This is a genomic window from Melaminivora sp., from assembly GCF_032059615.1.
Taxonomy (GTDB): Bacteria; Pseudomonadota; Gammaproteobacteria; order Burkholderiales; family Burkholderiaceae_C; genus Melaminivora.
Genome location: NZ_DAMCAM010000005.1, coordinates 1 through 14,984 on the forward strand (window position 1 = coordinate 1; position 14,984 = coordinate 14,984).

General features: G+C 70.5%; 18 protein-coding genes. 6 read left to right on the forward strand and 12 right to left on the reverse strand.

Annotated features, from left to right (window positions below):
- From RT051_RS01875 to RT051_RS01895, 5 genes are all read right to left on the reverse strand, one after another.
- On the reverse strand, nucleotides 1-181 hold a 181-nt coding region (locus RT051_RS01875; protein WP_313070532.1), incomplete at its 3' end, for a class I tRNA ligase family protein.
- Nucleotides 182-356: 175 nt separating this feature from the next.
- The gene (locus tag RT051_RS01880) at nucleotides 357-806 is read right to left on the reverse strand and encodes a biopolymer transporter ExbD (RefSeq protein ID WP_313070536.1); all 450 of its coding nucleotides are present in this window, start codon (nucleotides 804-806) and stop codon (nucleotides 357-359) included.
- A gap of 18 nt (nucleotides 807-824) precedes the next feature.
- Nucleotides 825-1,484: a MotA/TolQ/ExbB proton channel family protein gene (locus RT051_RS01885; RefSeq protein WP_313070539.1), complete on the reverse strand. Its 660-nt coding sequence runs from the start codon at nucleotides 1,482-1,484 to the stop codon at nucleotides 825-827.
- Nucleotides 1,485-1,527: 43 nt separating this feature from the next.
- Nucleotides 1,528-2,352 (reverse strand): 4-hydroxy-tetrahydrodipicolinate reductase, encoded by an 825-nt coding sequence (gene dapB / locus RT051_RS01890; protein ID WP_313070542.1) that lies wholly within the window; start codon nucleotides 2,350-2,352, stop codon nucleotides 1,528-1,530.
- A 65-nt stretch (nucleotides 2,353-2,417) separates the two neighbouring features.
- Nucleotides 2,418-2,960, reverse strand: coding sequence for an outer membrane protein assembly factor BamE (locus tag RT051_RS01895; protein WP_313070545.1), 543 nt, complete (start codon nucleotides 2,958-2,960; stop codon nucleotides 2,418-2,420).
- A 103-nt stretch (nucleotides 2,961-3,063) separates the two neighbouring features.
- On the opposite strand from RT051_RS01895, the gene fur reads away from it, so the two are divergent.
- Nucleotides 3,064-3,495 (forward strand): ferric iron uptake transcriptional regulator, encoded by a 432-nt coding sequence (gene fur / locus RT051_RS01900; protein WP_313070548.1) that lies wholly within the window; start codon nucleotides 3,064-3,066, stop codon nucleotides 3,493-3,495.
- A 15-nt stretch (nucleotides 3,496-3,510) separates the two neighbouring features.
- Here the strand turns inward: fur and hprK are convergent, their stop codons facing one another.
- The 3 genes from hprK to hpf form a co-directional block, all read right to left on the reverse strand.
- Complete coding sequence (gene hprK / locus RT051_RS01905; RefSeq protein WP_313070552.1) at nucleotides 3,511-4,464, reverse strand: HPr(Ser) kinase/phosphatase; 954 nt, start codon at nucleotides 4,462-4,464, stop codon at nucleotides 3,511-3,513.
- Nucleotides 4,465-4,498: 34 nt separating this feature from the next.
- Complete coding sequence (locus RT051_RS01910; protein ID WP_313070554.1) at nucleotides 4,499-4,975, reverse strand: PTS sugar transporter subunit IIA; 477 nt, start codon at nucleotides 4,973-4,975, stop codon at nucleotides 4,499-4,501.
- Nucleotides 4,976-5,101: 126 nt separating this feature from the next.
- Entirely contained in the window at nucleotides 5,102-5,455 is a 354-nt protein-coding gene (gene hpf / locus RT051_RS01915) for a ribosome hibernation-promoting factor, HPF/YfiA family (protein WP_313070559.1), read from the reverse strand.
- Between the two features lie 235 nt (nucleotides 5,456-5,690).
- On the opposite strand from hpf, the gene RT051_RS01920 reads away from it, so the two are divergent.
- Nucleotides 5,691-6,611, forward strand: a complete 921-nt coding sequence (locus tag RT051_RS01920) for a phosphoribosylaminoimidazolesuccinocarboxamide synthase (RefSeq protein ID WP_313070563.1) — start codon at nucleotides 5,691-5,693, stop codon at nucleotides 6,609-6,611.
- Between the two features lie 43 nt (nucleotides 6,612-6,654).
- On the opposite strand, the gene trxA is transcribed toward RT051_RS01920, so the two are convergent.
- Nucleotides 6,655-7,563 (reverse strand): thioredoxin, encoded by a 909-nt coding sequence (gene trxA / locus RT051_RS01925; RefSeq protein WP_313070566.1) that lies wholly within the window; start codon nucleotides 7,561-7,563, stop codon nucleotides 6,655-6,657.
- A gap of 126 nt (nucleotides 7,564-7,689) precedes the next feature.
- On the opposite strand from trxA, the gene purE reads away from it, so the two are divergent.
- The 4 genes from purE to RT051_RS01945 all read left to right on the forward strand — a co-directional run bounded on the left by purE (nucleotide 7,690) and on the right by RT051_RS01945 (nucleotide 11,419).
- The gene (gene purE / locus RT051_RS01930) at nucleotides 7,690-8,190 is read left to right on the forward strand and encodes a 5-(carboxyamino)imidazole ribonucleotide mutase (protein ID WP_313070569.1); all 501 of its coding nucleotides are present in this window, start codon (nucleotides 7,690-7,692) and stop codon (nucleotides 8,188-8,190) included.
- Nucleotides 8,187-9,377: a 5-(carboxyamino)imidazole ribonucleotide synthase gene (locus RT051_RS01935; protein WP_313070574.1), complete on the forward strand. Its 1,191-nt coding sequence runs from the start codon at nucleotides 8,187-8,189 to the stop codon at nucleotides 9,375-9,377. Before purE ends, RT051_RS01935 begins: the two co-directional genes overlap by 4 nt.
- 13 nt (nucleotides 9,378-9,390) lie before the next feature.
- A complete protein-coding gene (locus tag RT051_RS01940; RefSeq protein WP_313070577.1) occupies nucleotides 9,391-10,395 on the forward strand; it encodes an L-threonylcarbamoyladenylate synthase in 1,005 nt (334 codons plus the stop codon).
- A 70-nt stretch (nucleotides 10,396-10,465) separates the two neighbouring features.
- Nucleotides 10,466-11,419, forward strand: a complete 954-nt coding sequence (locus RT051_RS01945; RefSeq protein WP_313070581.1) for an SGNH/GDSL hydrolase family protein — start codon at nucleotides 10,466-10,468, stop codon at nucleotides 11,417-11,419.
- 99 nt (nucleotides 11,420-11,518) lie between these two features.
- On the opposite strand, the gene RT051_RS01950 is transcribed toward RT051_RS01945, so the two are convergent.
- From RT051_RS01950 to dacB, 3 genes are all read right to left on the reverse strand, one after another.
- Complete coding sequence (locus RT051_RS01950; RefSeq protein ID WP_313070584.1) at nucleotides 11,519-12,193, reverse strand: OmpW family outer membrane protein; 675 nt, start codon at nucleotides 12,191-12,193, stop codon at nucleotides 11,519-11,521.
- 42 nt (nucleotides 12,194-12,235) lie between these two features.
- A complete protein-coding gene (locus tag RT051_RS01955) occupies nucleotides 12,236-13,369 on the reverse strand; it encodes an SGNH/GDSL hydrolase family protein (protein ID WP_313070588.1) in 1,134 nt (377 codons plus the stop codon).
- A gap of 107 nt (nucleotides 13,370-13,476) precedes the next feature.
- Nucleotides 13,477-14,919, reverse strand: a complete 1,443-nt coding sequence (dacB, locus tag RT051_RS01960; protein ID WP_313070593.1) for a D-alanyl-D-alanine carboxypeptidase/D-alanyl-D-alanine-endopeptidase — start codon at nucleotides 14,917-14,919, stop codon at nucleotides 13,477-13,479.
- Between the last annotated feature and the right edge of the window lie 65 nt (nucleotides 14,920-14,984).

Here is a 14,984-nt window from a genome sequence, read left to right on the forward strand (position 1 = left end):
TGTCGTTGATGGTGTAGTTGCGCACGTGGCCCATGTGCAGCTTGCCGCTGGGGTATGGCAGCATGGAGCAGGCGTAGAACTTGGGCTTGGCCTGGTCTTCGGTGACGCGGTAGGCGTCGCGGGCGTTCCAGTGGTCGTGCGCGGCGCGCTCCACCTCGGCGGGGTTGTACTTGTCTTGCATGGACTGGGAGGAGAGGGAAAGCCGGCGCCGGGTGCGGGGCGCCGTGGATCGCCTGCGATTCTAGGTCTTGCGCGGCGGAGGGCTTTTGCTACTTGAATTGCAGCACAATGCCTTTGCAGGGCAACGATTTGCGCATGAAATCACACGCAGATGTCCGTGCCGTAAAGACATCTAGCTATGGTTTTTGCTCTTTTGGCGCTTCCTGGGCGGCCGGCTCGGTCACGAAGCCGATGCGCGTGAGCCCGGCCGCGTGCGCCGTTCCCAGGACCTGTACCACGCGCCCGTAGGCCACGGCAGCGTCGGCGCGCAGGGCCAGCTCGGCGTCGGGCGTGCGTGTGGCAATCTCGCGCAGCAGGGCGGGCAGCGCCTCGTCGGCCACCGGCGCATCCTGCAGGTAGAGCCGGCCGGCGGCGTCCAGTGCCACGGCGATAGGCCGGGCCTGGGCCGGCGCGGGCTGCACGCCATCGGCGCGCGGCAGCTGCAGGCGGATGCTGCCAGCCAGCAGCGGCGCGGCCAGGATGAAGATAACCAACAGCACCAGCATCACGTCCACCAGCGGCGTGACGTTGATGTCGCTCATGGGCGCGCTGCTGCGCGGGCGCTCGATCCGGCCGAAAGAAGCCATGGGGTCCGCCCCGCCGCCTCAGCCCGGCGGCCCGGCCAGCAGCTCGCGCAGGTCGTGCGCAAAGCCTTCGAGCTCGGCCTCCAGCGTCGCCGTGGCGCGGCCGAAGCCGTTGTAGGCGAGCACCGCCGGAATGGCCACGGCCAGGCCCGCGGCCGTCATGACCAGCGCCTCGCCCACCGGGCTGGCCAGCCGCTCGATGGTGACCTGCTGCGCCCCGGCCAGCGCCGACAGCGCATGGTGGATGCCCCACACCGTGCCCAGCAGGCCGACGAAGGGCGCGGTGGCGCCGACGGTGGCCAGCAGCACCTGACCGAATTGCAGCTGCGCCAGCACCCCGTGCAGCGCGCCGCGCAGGGCGCGCGTCAGGCGTGCCGCGGCGCTGCCCTGCCCGCCCAGGGCGCCGGGGCCGGCGCCCGCCAGCTGCCAGGCCAGTGCCGCCTGGGCCAGCGGCCGCGCCAGGGCGCGGCGGTCGAAGGCGGCCATGCGCGCGGGCGCCTCGGCCAGCGCCGGGGCCTGCCAGAAGGCGGCCACGCTTCGCGCCAGCTGGGCGCGCGCGCCCCAGGTCAGGCGCAGCTTCCAGAGGATGACCACCCAGCTGGCCACCGACATGGCCAGCAGCAGCAGCGCCGTGGCCTGCGTGACCGCATCGCCCTGGCGCAAGAGGTCAAGGGCTTGCATGGCGCCGCGTGCGCTGCCTTAGGGTGGTCCGCCGCGCCGCGCGTCAGCCCTGCAGGCCCAGTACGTCGAACATGTCGAACATGCCCGAGTCCTTGCCCGCGAGGAAGTGCACGGCGCGCAGGCTGCCCTGGGCGTAGCCCTCGCGGCTGCCGGACTTGTGCGCGATCTCCACGCGCTCGCCGGTGCCGGCGAACAGCACCGTGTGGTCGCCCACGATGTCGCCACCGCGCACGGTGGCAAAGCCGATGGCGTCGGCCGGGCGCTCGCCGGTGTGGCCGTAGCGCTCATAGACGGCGCGGTCGACCAGGCGCGTGCCCTGCGCCTCGGCGATGACCTCGCCCATCCTGAGGGCCGTGCCCGAGGGCGCGTCCACCTTGTGGCGGTGGTGGGCCTCGACGATCTCGATGTCCCAGCCCTCGCCCAGGGCGCGCGCGGCCATCTGCAGCAGCTTGAGGGTGACGTTCACGCCCACGCTCATGTTGGGTGCAAAGACGATGGCCACCTGCCGGGCGGCGGCTTCGAGCTGTGCCTTCTGCCCGTCGGAGAACCCGGTCGTGCCGATGACCATCTGCACGCCCAGCTCGGCGCACACGGCGGCGTGCGCCAGCGTGCCCTCGGGGCGGGTGAAGTCAATCAACACATCGGCCTGCGCCAGGCCCGCGCGCACGTCCGAGGTGATGGCCACGCCGCTGTCGCGGCCCAGGTGGGCCATGGCGTCCTGGCCCAGGGCCGGGCTGCCCGGCAGGTCCAGGGCGCCGGCGAGGCGGCAGTCGCCGCTGGCGGCGATGGCCTCGATCAGCATGCGGCCCATGCGGCCGGAAGCGCCTGCCACGGCCACGCGGCGGGGAGCGGAGGAAGAAGAGGTCATGGCAGGAGGCAGCAGATCAGGAAAACGGCGGACCACGGCGCGCGCCGGGCGGGCCGAGGCGGCGCTCAGCGCGCCGACGACTCCAGCGGCGGGTAGCTCAGGGGCGGCGGCGCTGGCGGCTGGGCATCGAGCGGCGGCGCCGTGTCGGGCTTGACCGGGTGGCGCGCCAGCTGCTCCTCGCTGGCTTCGAGCACCGGCACCGGGCGCCTGGAAGCCTTGGAGGCGAGCGAGGCGACAAAATCGGCCTCGCTGGGCATTTCGTCGCCTTCGACCCGATCGAGCACATCGTCTTTGAAGAAGACGGTCAGCCGGCGCGACTGCACCTCCACCCCGGGGCGCTTGAGCGTGAACACGTACTCCCAGCGGTCGGCGTGGAAGACGCTGGCCATCAAGGGCGTGCCCAGGATCTCGCGCACCTGCTGACGGCCCATGCCGGGCTTGAGCGCCGCGACCTGCTCGCTGGAGATGAAGTTACCCTGCACCACATCGATCTTGTAGGGCGTGACGGCGCCGACCACGCGGTGGGCCGTGTCCGCACAGCCGGACAGTGCAGCGCCAAGGAGCACGAGGGCGCCAAAGCGCACGGGCCAATGGGCGGAAACAGGCATGGAAATAGGCATAGGGATATGATCCGAATCATTGTAGCGGCAGGATTTTCCGGGCCTTGAGCGCAGCCAATCCGGAGCACGACTGGCACACGAAAGGGCTTGCATGACCAACATCGAAGAACTCAAGAGCACGGGCCTGAAGGCCACGCTGCCACGCCTGAAAATCCTCCAGATCTTCCAGAGCGGCGCACAGCGCCACATGACGGCCGAGGACGTCTTTCGCGTCCTGCTGGACGAGCGCTCGGACATCGGCCTGGCCACGGTCTATCGCGTGCTCACGCAGTTCGAGCAGGCGGGCATCCTGATCCGCAGCAATTTCGAGGGCGGCAAGGCCATCTACGAGCTCAACGAAGGCGAGCACCACGACCACTTCATCTGCACGGCCTGCGGCAGCGTCGAGGAGTTCTACGACCCGGAGATCGAAAAGCGCCAGCAGCTCATCGCCCGCGAGAAAGGCTGGGTGGTGCGCGACCACGCCATGGCGCTGTACGGCCAGTGCGCCCAGTGCGCGGCCCGGCATTCGGCCGCCGACTGAAAAAAGCCTGGAGATTCAGGAGCCGCCCTGCTGCATGGCGCGGCGATGGCGCTCGACGAATTCCTGGTAGGTGTCGATGCCGCGCAGCTGCAGGATGGTGTTGCGCACGGCCGCCTCCACCAGCACGGCGATGTTGCGCCCGGCCACGACCTGGATGATGACTTTCAGCACCGGCACGCCCAGCACGTCCTGGGTGAGCGGCTGCGACGGCAGGCGCTCGTAGTCGCGCTCCAGCGTCTCCTTGCGCACCAGGTGCACGATGAGTTTCAGGCGCATGCGCCGACGCACGGCCGACTCGCCGAAGATGGTGCGGATGTCCAGCAGGCCAATGCCGCGCACCTCCAGCAGGTTCTGCAGCAGGTCCGGACACTTGCCCTCGATGGTGGTCTGGTTGATGCGGTACAGGTCCACCGCGTCGTCGGCCACCAGGCCGTTGCCGCGCGAGATCAGCTCCAGCCCCAGCTCGCTCTTGCCCAGGCCCGACTCGCCCGTGATCAGCACGCCCAGGCCCAGAATGTCCATGAACACGCCGTGCATGGTGGTGCGGTCGGCGAAGTGCTTGGACAGGTAGGCGCGCAGCACGTCGCTGACGAAGGCGGCCGACTCGTGCGTGGCGAACAGCGGAATCTGCGCCCGCTCGCACATCTGCAGCAGCTCCTCGGGCGCCTCCTGGTCGTCGGCCAGCACCAGCACGGGCGGCTCCAGCGTGACGATGCGCGCGATGCGGCGCTTGCAGTCCTCGGGCGTGGCGTTGCACAGGTAGCCGATCTCGCGCTCGCCCAGGATCTGCACCCGGTACGGGTGGATGTAGTTCAGGTAGCCGACCAGGTCGGCGCCCGAGCGCGCGGCGCGCACCGCGACCTCGGCAAAGCGCCGTTCGGAGGCGCTCAGCCCGGCGATCCACTCCCACTTCAGGAGGGTGCGAAATTCCTCGAACAGGACGTCGGCGCTGACGACGTTGGGCTTCACGGCCGGGCGCTCCGGTACGGCGCGGGCGGGGCCGTCAGTCGCCGCTGGCGGGCTGGGCAGACTGCCACTGGGCAATCATGCGGTGCAGCTCGGCCGCGTCCTGGCAGGACTTCAGGCGCTCGCGCAGGGCGCTGTCGCTCAGCAGCTCGGCGATTTCCGAGAGGATCTCCAGGTGCTTCTGCGTCGCCGCCTCGGGCACCAGCAGGAAGATCAGCAGCACCACCGGCTGCTCGTCCGGGGCGTCGAAGCCGATGGGCTGGGCCAGCTGGAACACCGCCGCCATGGGCGACTTCAGCCCCTTGATGCGCCCGTGCGGGATGGCCACGCCATGGCCCAGACCGGTCGAGCCCAGCCGCTCACGGGCGAACAGACTGTCGGTGATCAGGGCCCGGGACAGGCCATGCTGGCTCTCGAACAGCAGACCCGCCTCTTCAAAGGCGCGCTTCTTGCTGGTGGCATCGACGCTCACGAGCACATGGGCGGCAGGCAGGATGGAAGCAAGTCGGTTCATGGTCGTGGGCCAGGATTATGCATTCCTGGGAATAACCCTCGAACTGTATCCAAGGGCAACAAAAAACCGCCCGGGTGGGCGGTCCGCTGGTGCGCCAGTGTAAGGGAGGGCGGCGTGCCCCGGACTTCAAACAGTGGCTTCGGCCGCCTGCTGCAGCGTGGCGCGGCGCACGCGGGGCTGGTGGTCCTGCACCTTGTCCTTGTGGCGCACCACCATGCGGTCGAGCCGGTCCATCAGCTCATCGACGGCCGCGTACAGGTCGGCATGCGCGCTTTCGACGAAAAGGTCGCTGCCCTTGACTCGGAGCGTGCACTCGGCGCGCTGGCGCCGGTCCTTTTCCTTTTGCTTTTCCACGGTCAGGAGCACCTTGGCATCGACCACCTGGTCGAAATGGCGCGTGATGCGCTCGAGCTTGGTGGTCACGTAGCTGCGCAAGGCCGGGGTCACTTCGAGGTGGTGGCCACTGATCGTCAAGTTCATAGAGGGGTCTCCTGCGACTCACGGTTGAAGAACGCCGCCTGGGCCAGCCTGTGCGCGGCCGGGCGGCCGGGGAACTTGAATGCTTTCGAAGCAGGGCCCACTATGCGCGCGCCGGACGGTGCTGGCAACGCGATCCCCGATGCGGCGCGCGGGTTCTGGCGCCCAGGTGCCAGGACGGTGAAAACGTCGCACAATCCGGGGGTTGTCCGGGGAGGGATGGATAGAATTTCACGCCATGAACCAGCCCCGCCCTGCCCCCCTGCACACCTCCGCCCTCACTTCGCTGCCGCTGCTCGCGCGCGGCAAGGTGCGCGACAACTACGCCGTGGGGGACGACCGCATCCTGATGGTGGCCAGCGACCGGCTCTCGGCTTTCGACGTCATCATGGGCGAGCCCATCCCCGGCAAGGGCGAACTGCTCACGAAGATGGCGCTGTTCTGGTTCGACCGGCTCGGCCACATCGTGCCCAACCACCTGACGGGCGAAGCCCCCGAAAGCGTGGTCACCGCCGAGGAAGTGCCCCAGGTGCAGGGCCGTTCCATGCTGGTGCGGCGCCTGCGGCCCCTGCCGATCGAGGCCGTGGTGCGCGGCTACCTGGCCGGCAGCGGCTGGAAGGAATACCAGGACGCGCGCTCGGTCTGCGGCGTGCAGCTGCCCGAGGGCCTGACCAACGCCGCGCGCCTGCCGCACAGCATCTACACCCCGGCGGCCAAGGCGGCCGTGGGCGAGCACGACGAGAACATCAGCTTCGAGCGGACGGTGGAAATGGTGGGCCCGGACCTGGCCACGCGCATCCGCGACATCTCCATCGAGCTGTACGAGGCGGCCGCCGCCATCGCCCTGGAGCGCGGCATGATCATCGCCGACACCAAATTCGAGTTTGGCCTGGATGACGCCGGCCACCTGGTGCTGATGGACGAGGTGCTGACCCCCGACAGCTCGCGCTACTGGCCCGTGGAAGGCTACGCCCAGGCGCTGGCCGCGGGCGAGAACCCGCCCAGCTACGACAAGCAGTTCGTGCGCGACTGGCTGGAGCAGGCCCAGGTCGGCGGCAAGCCCTGGAACAAGTCCGCCCCGGCACCGCGCCTGCCGCGCGAGGTGGTGGAAAAGACCGCCGAGAAGTACCGCGAGGCCTACGAGCGGCTGGTGGGCTGAAAGGCCCCGAAGGCGCGGGGCGCGAGACCCCGCCCTTTTCCTTTCAGCTCAGCACCACGCTGGACAGGCGCCGACGGTAGCTGGCCACCGTGGGGTCCTCGGGCGGGATCTGGCCGTCGGCGACCTTGGGCTTGGGCGGCTCGATGATCTCCAGGATGGCGACGTAGGCCTTGCGCGCGGCGCCGTCCTCCCAGGCCTTGTCGCGCATCAGGATCTCCAGCAGCTCGTCCATCGCCTCGGTCCAGCGCTGCCCGGCCAGCAGCCAGCGCGCGCGGCCAAAGCGCGCTTCGAAGTCGCGCCTGTCGGCTGCAATCTTTGCGTCGAAATCGGCCTCCGACGGCATCCCTGCTGGATAATTAGCTACGAAATCGATAGCATCCATCCAGACCTTGAGCGCACCCAGGCGGCGCGAGCCTTCGGCCTTGGCGATGACCGGGGCGAAGGCCACCTTGGCGTCGTCGGTGCGGCCGAGCTGCAGCAGCAGGCGCACGTAGTCGAAGCGCGCGTCGTCGTTGGCCGGGTCGGTGGCCACGGCGTGCTGCAGCTTCTCCAGGGCATCGTCCGTGTCGCCGCTGGCCAGCGCCTCCTGCGCCAGGTCTTCCTCGGCCTGCGCCTGCAGTTCCTCGGGGCTGGGCAGGTGCTTGTCCAGGAAGGCGCGCAGCTGCCCCTCGGGCTGGGCGCCCATGAAGCCATCGACCGGCTGGCCGTTCATCATCAGGATGCAGGTCGGAATGCTGCGGATGCCGAACATGGCGGCGAGCTGCTGCTCCTGGTCGGAGTCGATCTTGACCAGCTTAAAGCGGCCGGCGTATTCGGTCTCGAGCTTTTCCAGCAGCGGCCCGAGCGTCTTGCACGGCCCGCACCAGGGGGCCCAGAAATCGACCAGCACCGGCACCTGCATGGATGCGGCAATGACCTCGGCTTCAAAGTTCTCTACGGTGACGTCCATCATGTTCTTGCGGCCCTTGAGTGTGGCGTGATGCGGCGATTGTCCGGCAAAGCACCGGCGCGCCTAAAATCCCGCGCTCATCCCCTTCCTACCCCGGCAGCCGCGCCCGCGCGCGGCCTGCCCGACACCATGCAATCCATCGATATCGGCGTGGTCATGGGCTCTTCCAGCGACTGGGAGACCATGCAGCACGCAGTGGCCATCCTGGCGCAGTTCGGCGTCCCGCACGAAGCGCGCGTGGTCTCCGCGCACCGCATGCCCGACGACATGTTCGCCTATGCCGAGGCCGCCGCCGGGCGGGGCCTGAAGGCCATCATCGCCGGCGCCGGCGGCGCGGCCCACCTGCCCGGCATGCTGGCGGCCAAGACCGTGGTGCCAGTGCTGGGCGTGCCGGTGGCCAGCCGCCACCTGTCGGGCGTGGATTCGCTGCACTCCATCGTGCAGATGCCCCGGGGCGTGCCGGTGGCCACCTTTGCCATCGGCGCGGCCGGCGCGGCCAACGCGGCCCTGTTCGCCGTGGCGCTGCTGGCCGGACACGACGCGCCGCTGCGCGCCCGTCTGGAGGCGTTCCGCGCCGAGCAGACCGAGGCCGCGCGCGCCATGCAGCTGCCGCCCCCGGGGGCGGCATGACGGCCGGCACGCCGCAGGCGGTCGCTTGGCCCATCCTGCCGGGTGCCACGCTGGGCGTGCTCGGCGGCGGGCAGCTCGGGCGCATGTTCGTGCATGCCGCCCAGGCGCTCGGCTATGCCACGGCGGTCCTCGACCCCGATCCGGGCAGCCCGGCCGGGCGCATCAGCCACCACCACGTGCGCGCCGCCTATGACGACGCGCAGGGCCTGGCCGAGCTGGCGCGCCGCTGCGCCGCAGTGACCACCGAGTTCGAGAATGTGCCGGCCGCGGCGCTGGAGCAGCTGGCGCGCGCGCTGCCGGTCTCCCCGGCGGGCGCCTGCGTGGCCATCGCCCAGGACCGCGCGGCCGAGAAGGCGCGCTTCGTGCGCTCGGGCGCGCCGGTGGCGCCGCACGCGGTGATCGCCTGCGAGGCCGATCTGGCCGCGGCCGATCCGGCCCTGCTGCCCGGCATCCTCAAGACCACGCGCCTGGGCTATGACGGCAAGGGCCAAGTGCGCGTGGCCACGGCGCCGGAGCTGGCCGCCGCCTGGCAGCAGCTTGGGCGCGTGCCCTGCGTGCTCGAGCAGCTGCTGCCGCTGGCGCAGGAATGCTCGGTCATCGTCGCGCGCGGCGCCGGCGGCGCGCTGGTGCACCTGCCGGTGCAACGCAACCTGCACCGGGACGGCATCCTGACGGTGACCGAGGTTTTCGAGGGAAACCTGCCCGAAGCCATTGCCACACAAGCGCTTTATGCTGCAAAAAACATAGCTCGCGACCTGGACTACGTGGGCGTGCTGTGCGTGGAATTCTTCGTGCTCGAGGACGGCCGGCTGGTCATCAACGAAATGGCGCCGCGCCCGCACAACAGCGGCCACTGGAGCCAGAACGGCGCCGACGTCTCGCAGTTCGAGCTGCAGGTGCGCTGCATGACCGGCCTGCCGCTGGCCCAGCCGCGCCAGCACAGCGCCGCCGTCATGCTCAACCTGCTGGGCGACCTGTGGTTTGACGAAGGTGCGCAGAGCGCGCCGCGTGCGCCGGCCTGGGACCGGGTGCTGGCGCTGCCGGGCTGCCATCTGCACCTCTATGGCAAGGCGGAGCCCAAGCGCGGGCGCAAGATGGGCCACCTCAACGTCACGGCGGCCTCGGCCGGGGCCGCGCGCGCCACGGCGTTGCAGGCCGCCGCCGTGCTCGGCATCGCGCCGTTCTGACCGGGGCCGCGCCATGGTGCTGGATGGAACGCTCGCCAGTTCGGTGCAGACCGCCGTGCAGGCGCTTGCGCGTGGCGAGCTGCTGGGCCTGCCCACCGAGACCGTCTATGGCCTGGCGGCCGCTGCCGACGACGACGCGGCGGTAGCGCGCATTTTTGCCGCCAAGGGCCGGCCGGCCGACCATCCGTTGATCGTGCACGTGGCCGATGGCGCGGCCGTGGTGCACTACGCCAGAACGGTGCCGGTGTTCGCCCAGCAGCTGATGGATGCCTTCTGGCCCGGACCACTCACCGTCATCCTGCCGCGTCTGCCCGGCGCTGCCAGGGCGGCCACGGGCGGGCAGGACAGCGTGGGCCTGCGCTGCCCGGCGCACCCGGTGGCGCAGGCGGTGCTGGCCGTGCTCGCGCAGCAGGCGCCGCCCCTGCACGGCCTGGCCGCGCCCAGCGCCAACCGCTTCGGCCGCGTCAGCCCGACCACCGCGGCCCACGTGGCGGCCGAGTTCGGTCCCGACCTGCTGGTGCTCGACGGCGGACCCGCGGCGGTGGGCATCGAGTCCACCATCGTGGACTGCACCCGCGGCGTGCCCGTGCTGCTGCGCCCGGGCGCCGTCTCGCGGGATGCCATCGAACGCGCCTGCGGTCTGCGCCCGCTCTCGAAAGAGGAGCTGACAGCCGCCACCCCGCGGGCATCCGGAACGCTTTTGGCTCATTACGCGCCAGCGGCGCGGGTACGTCTGATGCCGGCCTGCGAGCTGCAGGCCCTGCTGGCCGAGCGGCAGGCAGGCGCCCTGTCGGTGGCCGTCTATGCCCGCGCGTCCCTGCGCATCGAGCCCCCCCGGGCGGGCGTCCTGCTGCAGCCCATGCCGGACGATCCGGTGCTGGCGGCGCGCGAACTCTTCGCCCGCCTGCGCGACTTCGATGACGCGGGCATGCAACAGATCTGGGTCGAGACCCCGCCCGACACGCCTGCATGGGAGGGCGTGCGCGACCGTCTGCAGCGCGCCGCAGCCGCAGGCTGATGCGCAAGCTTGCGGCATCCTGCACCACACCCTCTACACTCTGTCCCTGATTTTTTCGGAGAACCTCCCCATGGCAGCAAACTGGATGCGTCGCAGCCTCGTGGCAGCGGCCTGTGCGGCAGCGGCGATGCTCGCGGCCTGCGGCTCGAGCAGCACCGAATCGGCCCTCGCCCCCGATCGCATGATCTCCTTCGGCGACGGCTCGGTCGATGTCGGGCAGAAAGGCACGCGCTACAGCGTCAACAACGGCACGCTGAACAACTGGACGCTGCAGGTGGCGGGGCGCTACGGCGTGGCGCTCAAGCCCGTGTCCGAAGGCGGCCTGTCGTATGCCCAGGGCAACGCCCGCGTGAGCGCCACGCCCGATGCCGCCGGAGATGCCACCACGCCCCCGGTGGCGCAGCAGATCGACCGGTTCCTGGCGACGCAGAAATTCCAGCCCAACGACCTGGTCATGCTCGGCGCCGGGGTCTCGGACCTCATCGCCGGCATGGCGGCCGTGCGCGCCGGCACGCAGACCGAGGACCAGTACGTCGCCCAGGCCCGCAAGGCCGGGGAGGATCTGGCAGTGCAGGTGCGCCGCCTGGTCAACGCGGGCGCCGGCCACATCCTGATGACCGGCACCTATGACCTGGGCCGCACGCCATGGGCCAAGGCCCTGGGCCGCCAGGACCTGATCAGCCGCGCCAGCAACGCCTTCAACCAGGGCCTGCTGGTCAATATCGAGGACCTGGGCAAGTCGGTGCTCTACATCGACGTGGCCTACTACGTGAACGTCTTCGAGGGCTCGCCGGGCAGCTATGGCTTCAACGACGGCAACACCCCGGTGTGCACCTCGGTGGACCCGGGCCCGGGCATTGGCATCGGCGCAGGCGAGGTGAACTCGGCCCTGTGCACCGGCGCCACCCTGCTGCCCAACGCCAATGTGGACCGCTACGTGTTCGCCGACAAGGTCTATCTGACCCCGGCCGCGCAGCGCCAGCTGGGCGACTACACCTACGACCGCCTGCGCCTGCGCTGGTGAGCGCTGCCGGCGCCAGGCCGGCAAGCCACCTCGTCGATGAACGAAAAAAGGCCGGCCCCGCGAGGGGCCGGCCTTTTTGCCGGGCGGCGCGCCCGGGCGTCAGAAGCGCCAGCCGATACCGACCGACACCACGTCGGGGTTGAGCCGCATGCCGATGCTCTGGCCACTCGACAGGTGCGCAGTGGTCTTCAGGAAGCTCTTGTAATACGCGACGTCCAGGAACATGCGGTCGGTGAAGTTCCACACCAGGCCCACCTGCGGGGTGAGGCCGAACTTGTTGTCGATGCTGGCCGTGGTCGGGTTGGCGGGCGTGCCCCCCGTGATGGCCGACAGCGCCGCCGTGCTGCGGTTCTTGAAGAACTTGCTGTAGGTCACGCCCAGGCCGACGTAGGGCCGCAGCGCGGCGTTGGCCTCGCCGAAGCGGTATTGCAGGAACAGCGTGGCCGGCACGACCTTGGTCTCGCCGAGCTTGCCCACGCCGGCGATGGCGTCGTCACCGTAGAACGAATGCTTGAACGGCAGGCCCACGGGCAGGTCCAGCGCCCAGTGGTCGGTCAGCATGTAGTTGATGCCGCCCGTCAGCGCCGAGGCCGAGCCCACGTCCACCTTGGTGTTGGGAAAGCTCGGCGCGGTGAGGTTCTCGCTCCGGGTCTGCGGCTTGATGTGCGTGCCGCCCACGCGCACGCTCCAGGTGCCGGCCACCTGGGCCTGGGCGGCGCCGAAGGCCGCCAGCAGCGCCAGGGCGCAGCCGGTGCGCAAGATTTGGGTTTTCATCGAAAGGCTCGCTTTCTGGTCTGGTTGGGGTGGGGCCCGGGCTCAGAGCCAGCCGGCCTGCGACAGCGAGCGCGAGACGAGCTGGCCGAGCAACTGGTGGGCGTAGGGCGTGGGGTGGAAGGAGTCAGAGAAGGCGTAGTTCTTCCACCAGTCGGCACCGGCGCCGGCCGGCGGATTGGCCGAGAGCGCGGCCGCCGTGCAGGTCGGGAAGGTGTAGCTGGGCAGGCCGGTGGCCGGGTCCATGCCGGTGACCGGGCACACGGGCGTGGTCACGTTGGCGTAGCTGTACTGCGCCGGGTGCTCGGCCTGGTCCTTGAAGGAGCCGTAGAAGTCCACCACGGCCACGCGCTTTTCCCCGGCGAACTGCTCGGCCAGCTTGGCGTTGAAGGCCTGCACCCAGCCGTCGAACATCTTCTCGGCCTGCGCCGCCGCAGCGTCACCGCTGGCCCGGGCGATGGAGGCCAGCACCATGCGGAACTTGGGCGTGAGCGTGACGCCGGGCATGTTCAGCACGGCCACGCGCGGCGCGCCCTTGTCCAGGGCCTGGGCCTTGATGGTGTTGGCAAAGCGCACGGCCAGAGCCTGCATGTAGGCGCCTCCGGCCTGGGCCATGCCGGGCGCGCCGCTGGCGAGCATCTGGCGCACGGCGGCCGGGTCGAGCACTGTGGACAGCAGCGCGGCGTAGGCGGCGCCGCCGTCCCTGGACGCGGCCAGGTAGGCGGTGATCAGATCGCCGGCATCGTTGCCGCCGCCATCGACCAGCAGCAGGTCGCCCGCGCCGTAGCCGGCCGCGCCCGCGTCGGTGAGCTGGCGCACGATGGATTGCGGCGCGCTCGGGTTCTTGAAGTTGTTGATGGCCGCGCCGCCCACGGCGTAGTTGGTGCAGCCGGCGCGCAGGTTGACGGTGCCGGCGCTCAGGTCGTAGCGCGGGCACAGCGTCTGGCCGTAGCTGGCGGCCACGCGCTCAGGCCAGATGGGGGTGGAGCCCGCCCCGGTCGCCGCCGTGCCCTGCACGGTGAACTTCATGCCGAAGGTGCCGCTATCGGCCAGGCTGTCACCCACCACCTTGACCGAATTGATGGGCGCGGCGGGCGTGGTGTCGGCACCGCCGCCGCCACAGGCGGCCAGCACGGTGACCATGGCGGCCGCGGCCACCCAATGCATGCGAGGTTTCATCTGGGACTCCTGGTCGTTGTGAGAATAGAACGATCGTTCGATTTTCTGCGGCATCCTACTCCTGCGCTTTTCCGGCAGACACCGGGAAACTACCAATCCCGGCCCGTTCAGGGCGTGTCGGCGTGGCTCCAGTCCACCAGCGCATCGAGGGCCGGGCGGGCCGCCGGGGCGTGGGGGTGGTTGACCAGCGCCACCACCACGTGGCGACGCCCGCTGCGGCCCAGGACATAGCCGGCAATGGCAGTCACGTCGCGCAGCGTGCCCGTCTTGAGGTGCGCCCAGCCGGCGGCCTGGCCCGGACGGCGGCGCAGCGTGCCGTCCGTCCCGGCGATGGGCAGGGACGCCACCAGCTCGGGCATCACCGGCGAGGCCCAGGCCTGCTGCAGCAGGCGCGCCAGTGCCCGGGCGGTGACGCGCTCGTCGCGGCTGAGCCCGGCGCCGTTGTCCAGCACCAGGGTGCCGGGCATGTCGGTACGCTCGTCCCACCAGCGCCCAAGCAGCGCGCGGGCCGCCGCCGTGCTGCCCTGCCCCGTGCCCTGCAGCGCCAGGGTGAGGAAGACCTGCTGAGTCATGACGTTGTTGCTGTATTTGTTGATGTCGCGCACCACCTCGGCCAGCGTGGGCGAGGTGAGGCCGAAGGCCAGTGGCAGTCCGGCGGGCACCTGCCCGTCACGCACCCGGCCGGCCAACTGGCCGCCCAGCTCGCGCCACAGGCCTTCGATGGCGCGCGCGGCAAAGCCCTGCGGGTCGGCCGGCGCCACCGACCAATGGCGTGCGCCGCACGCCGCCGGATAGCTGCCCTGCAGGCGGATGCGCGCCGGATCGGCAAACTGCGCCTGCAGCCCGGTGCGCCAGTCCCCGCAGGCCGTGCCAGCAGGCGCCAGCGGCACGCTGACCGGCCAGTCCATCCGCGCCAGCGGCGGCTCGATGCTGACATGCGCCACACCTGCCGCCGGATCGGGCAGGAAGCCGAGCGTGACCGCCTTGTAGTTCACCAGCAGGGCGTCCGGTGCGGCGTTGTAGGGCCGCCAGGGCTCGCCATCGAACTGCGCCGCATCGTGCGCTGCGGGGGCGAAGGCGCTGCGGTCGAGCACGATGTCGCCGGCGATGGCCTGCACGCCCTGGGCACGCAGGCGCCGCAGCAGCAGCCACAGCCGCTCCACCACCAGTTTGGGATCGCCCTCGCCCTTGATGTAGACATTGCCGGGCAGCACCCCGCCCTGCGGCCGGGCATCGAGGTGCACGGTCGTCTCCCAGGTAAAGGCCGGGCCGAGCAGCTCCAGCGCGGCGTAGGTGGTCACCAGCTTCATGACCGAGGCCGGGTTGGCTGGCGCATCGGGCCGCACGCTCAGGCGCACCGGCCCTGCGGCGTCCACATCGGCCACCACGATGGACACCGCCTCGGGCGGCACCTGGGCGCGCTGCAGCGCCTTTTGCACGGCCGCGGGCAGCGTGGTGTCCGCGGCCAGGGCAGCGCCCACGCAGGCGAAGCCCAGGCCGGCCAGGGCAGCCAGCCGGCCCGGCCACGAGGAGAAACGCAAAATTTTCATGCCGGCAAGTGTAGAAAAGCTCCAGAGACACCGCGCCGGCGGCGCAGGCCCCGCGCGCCGATAAT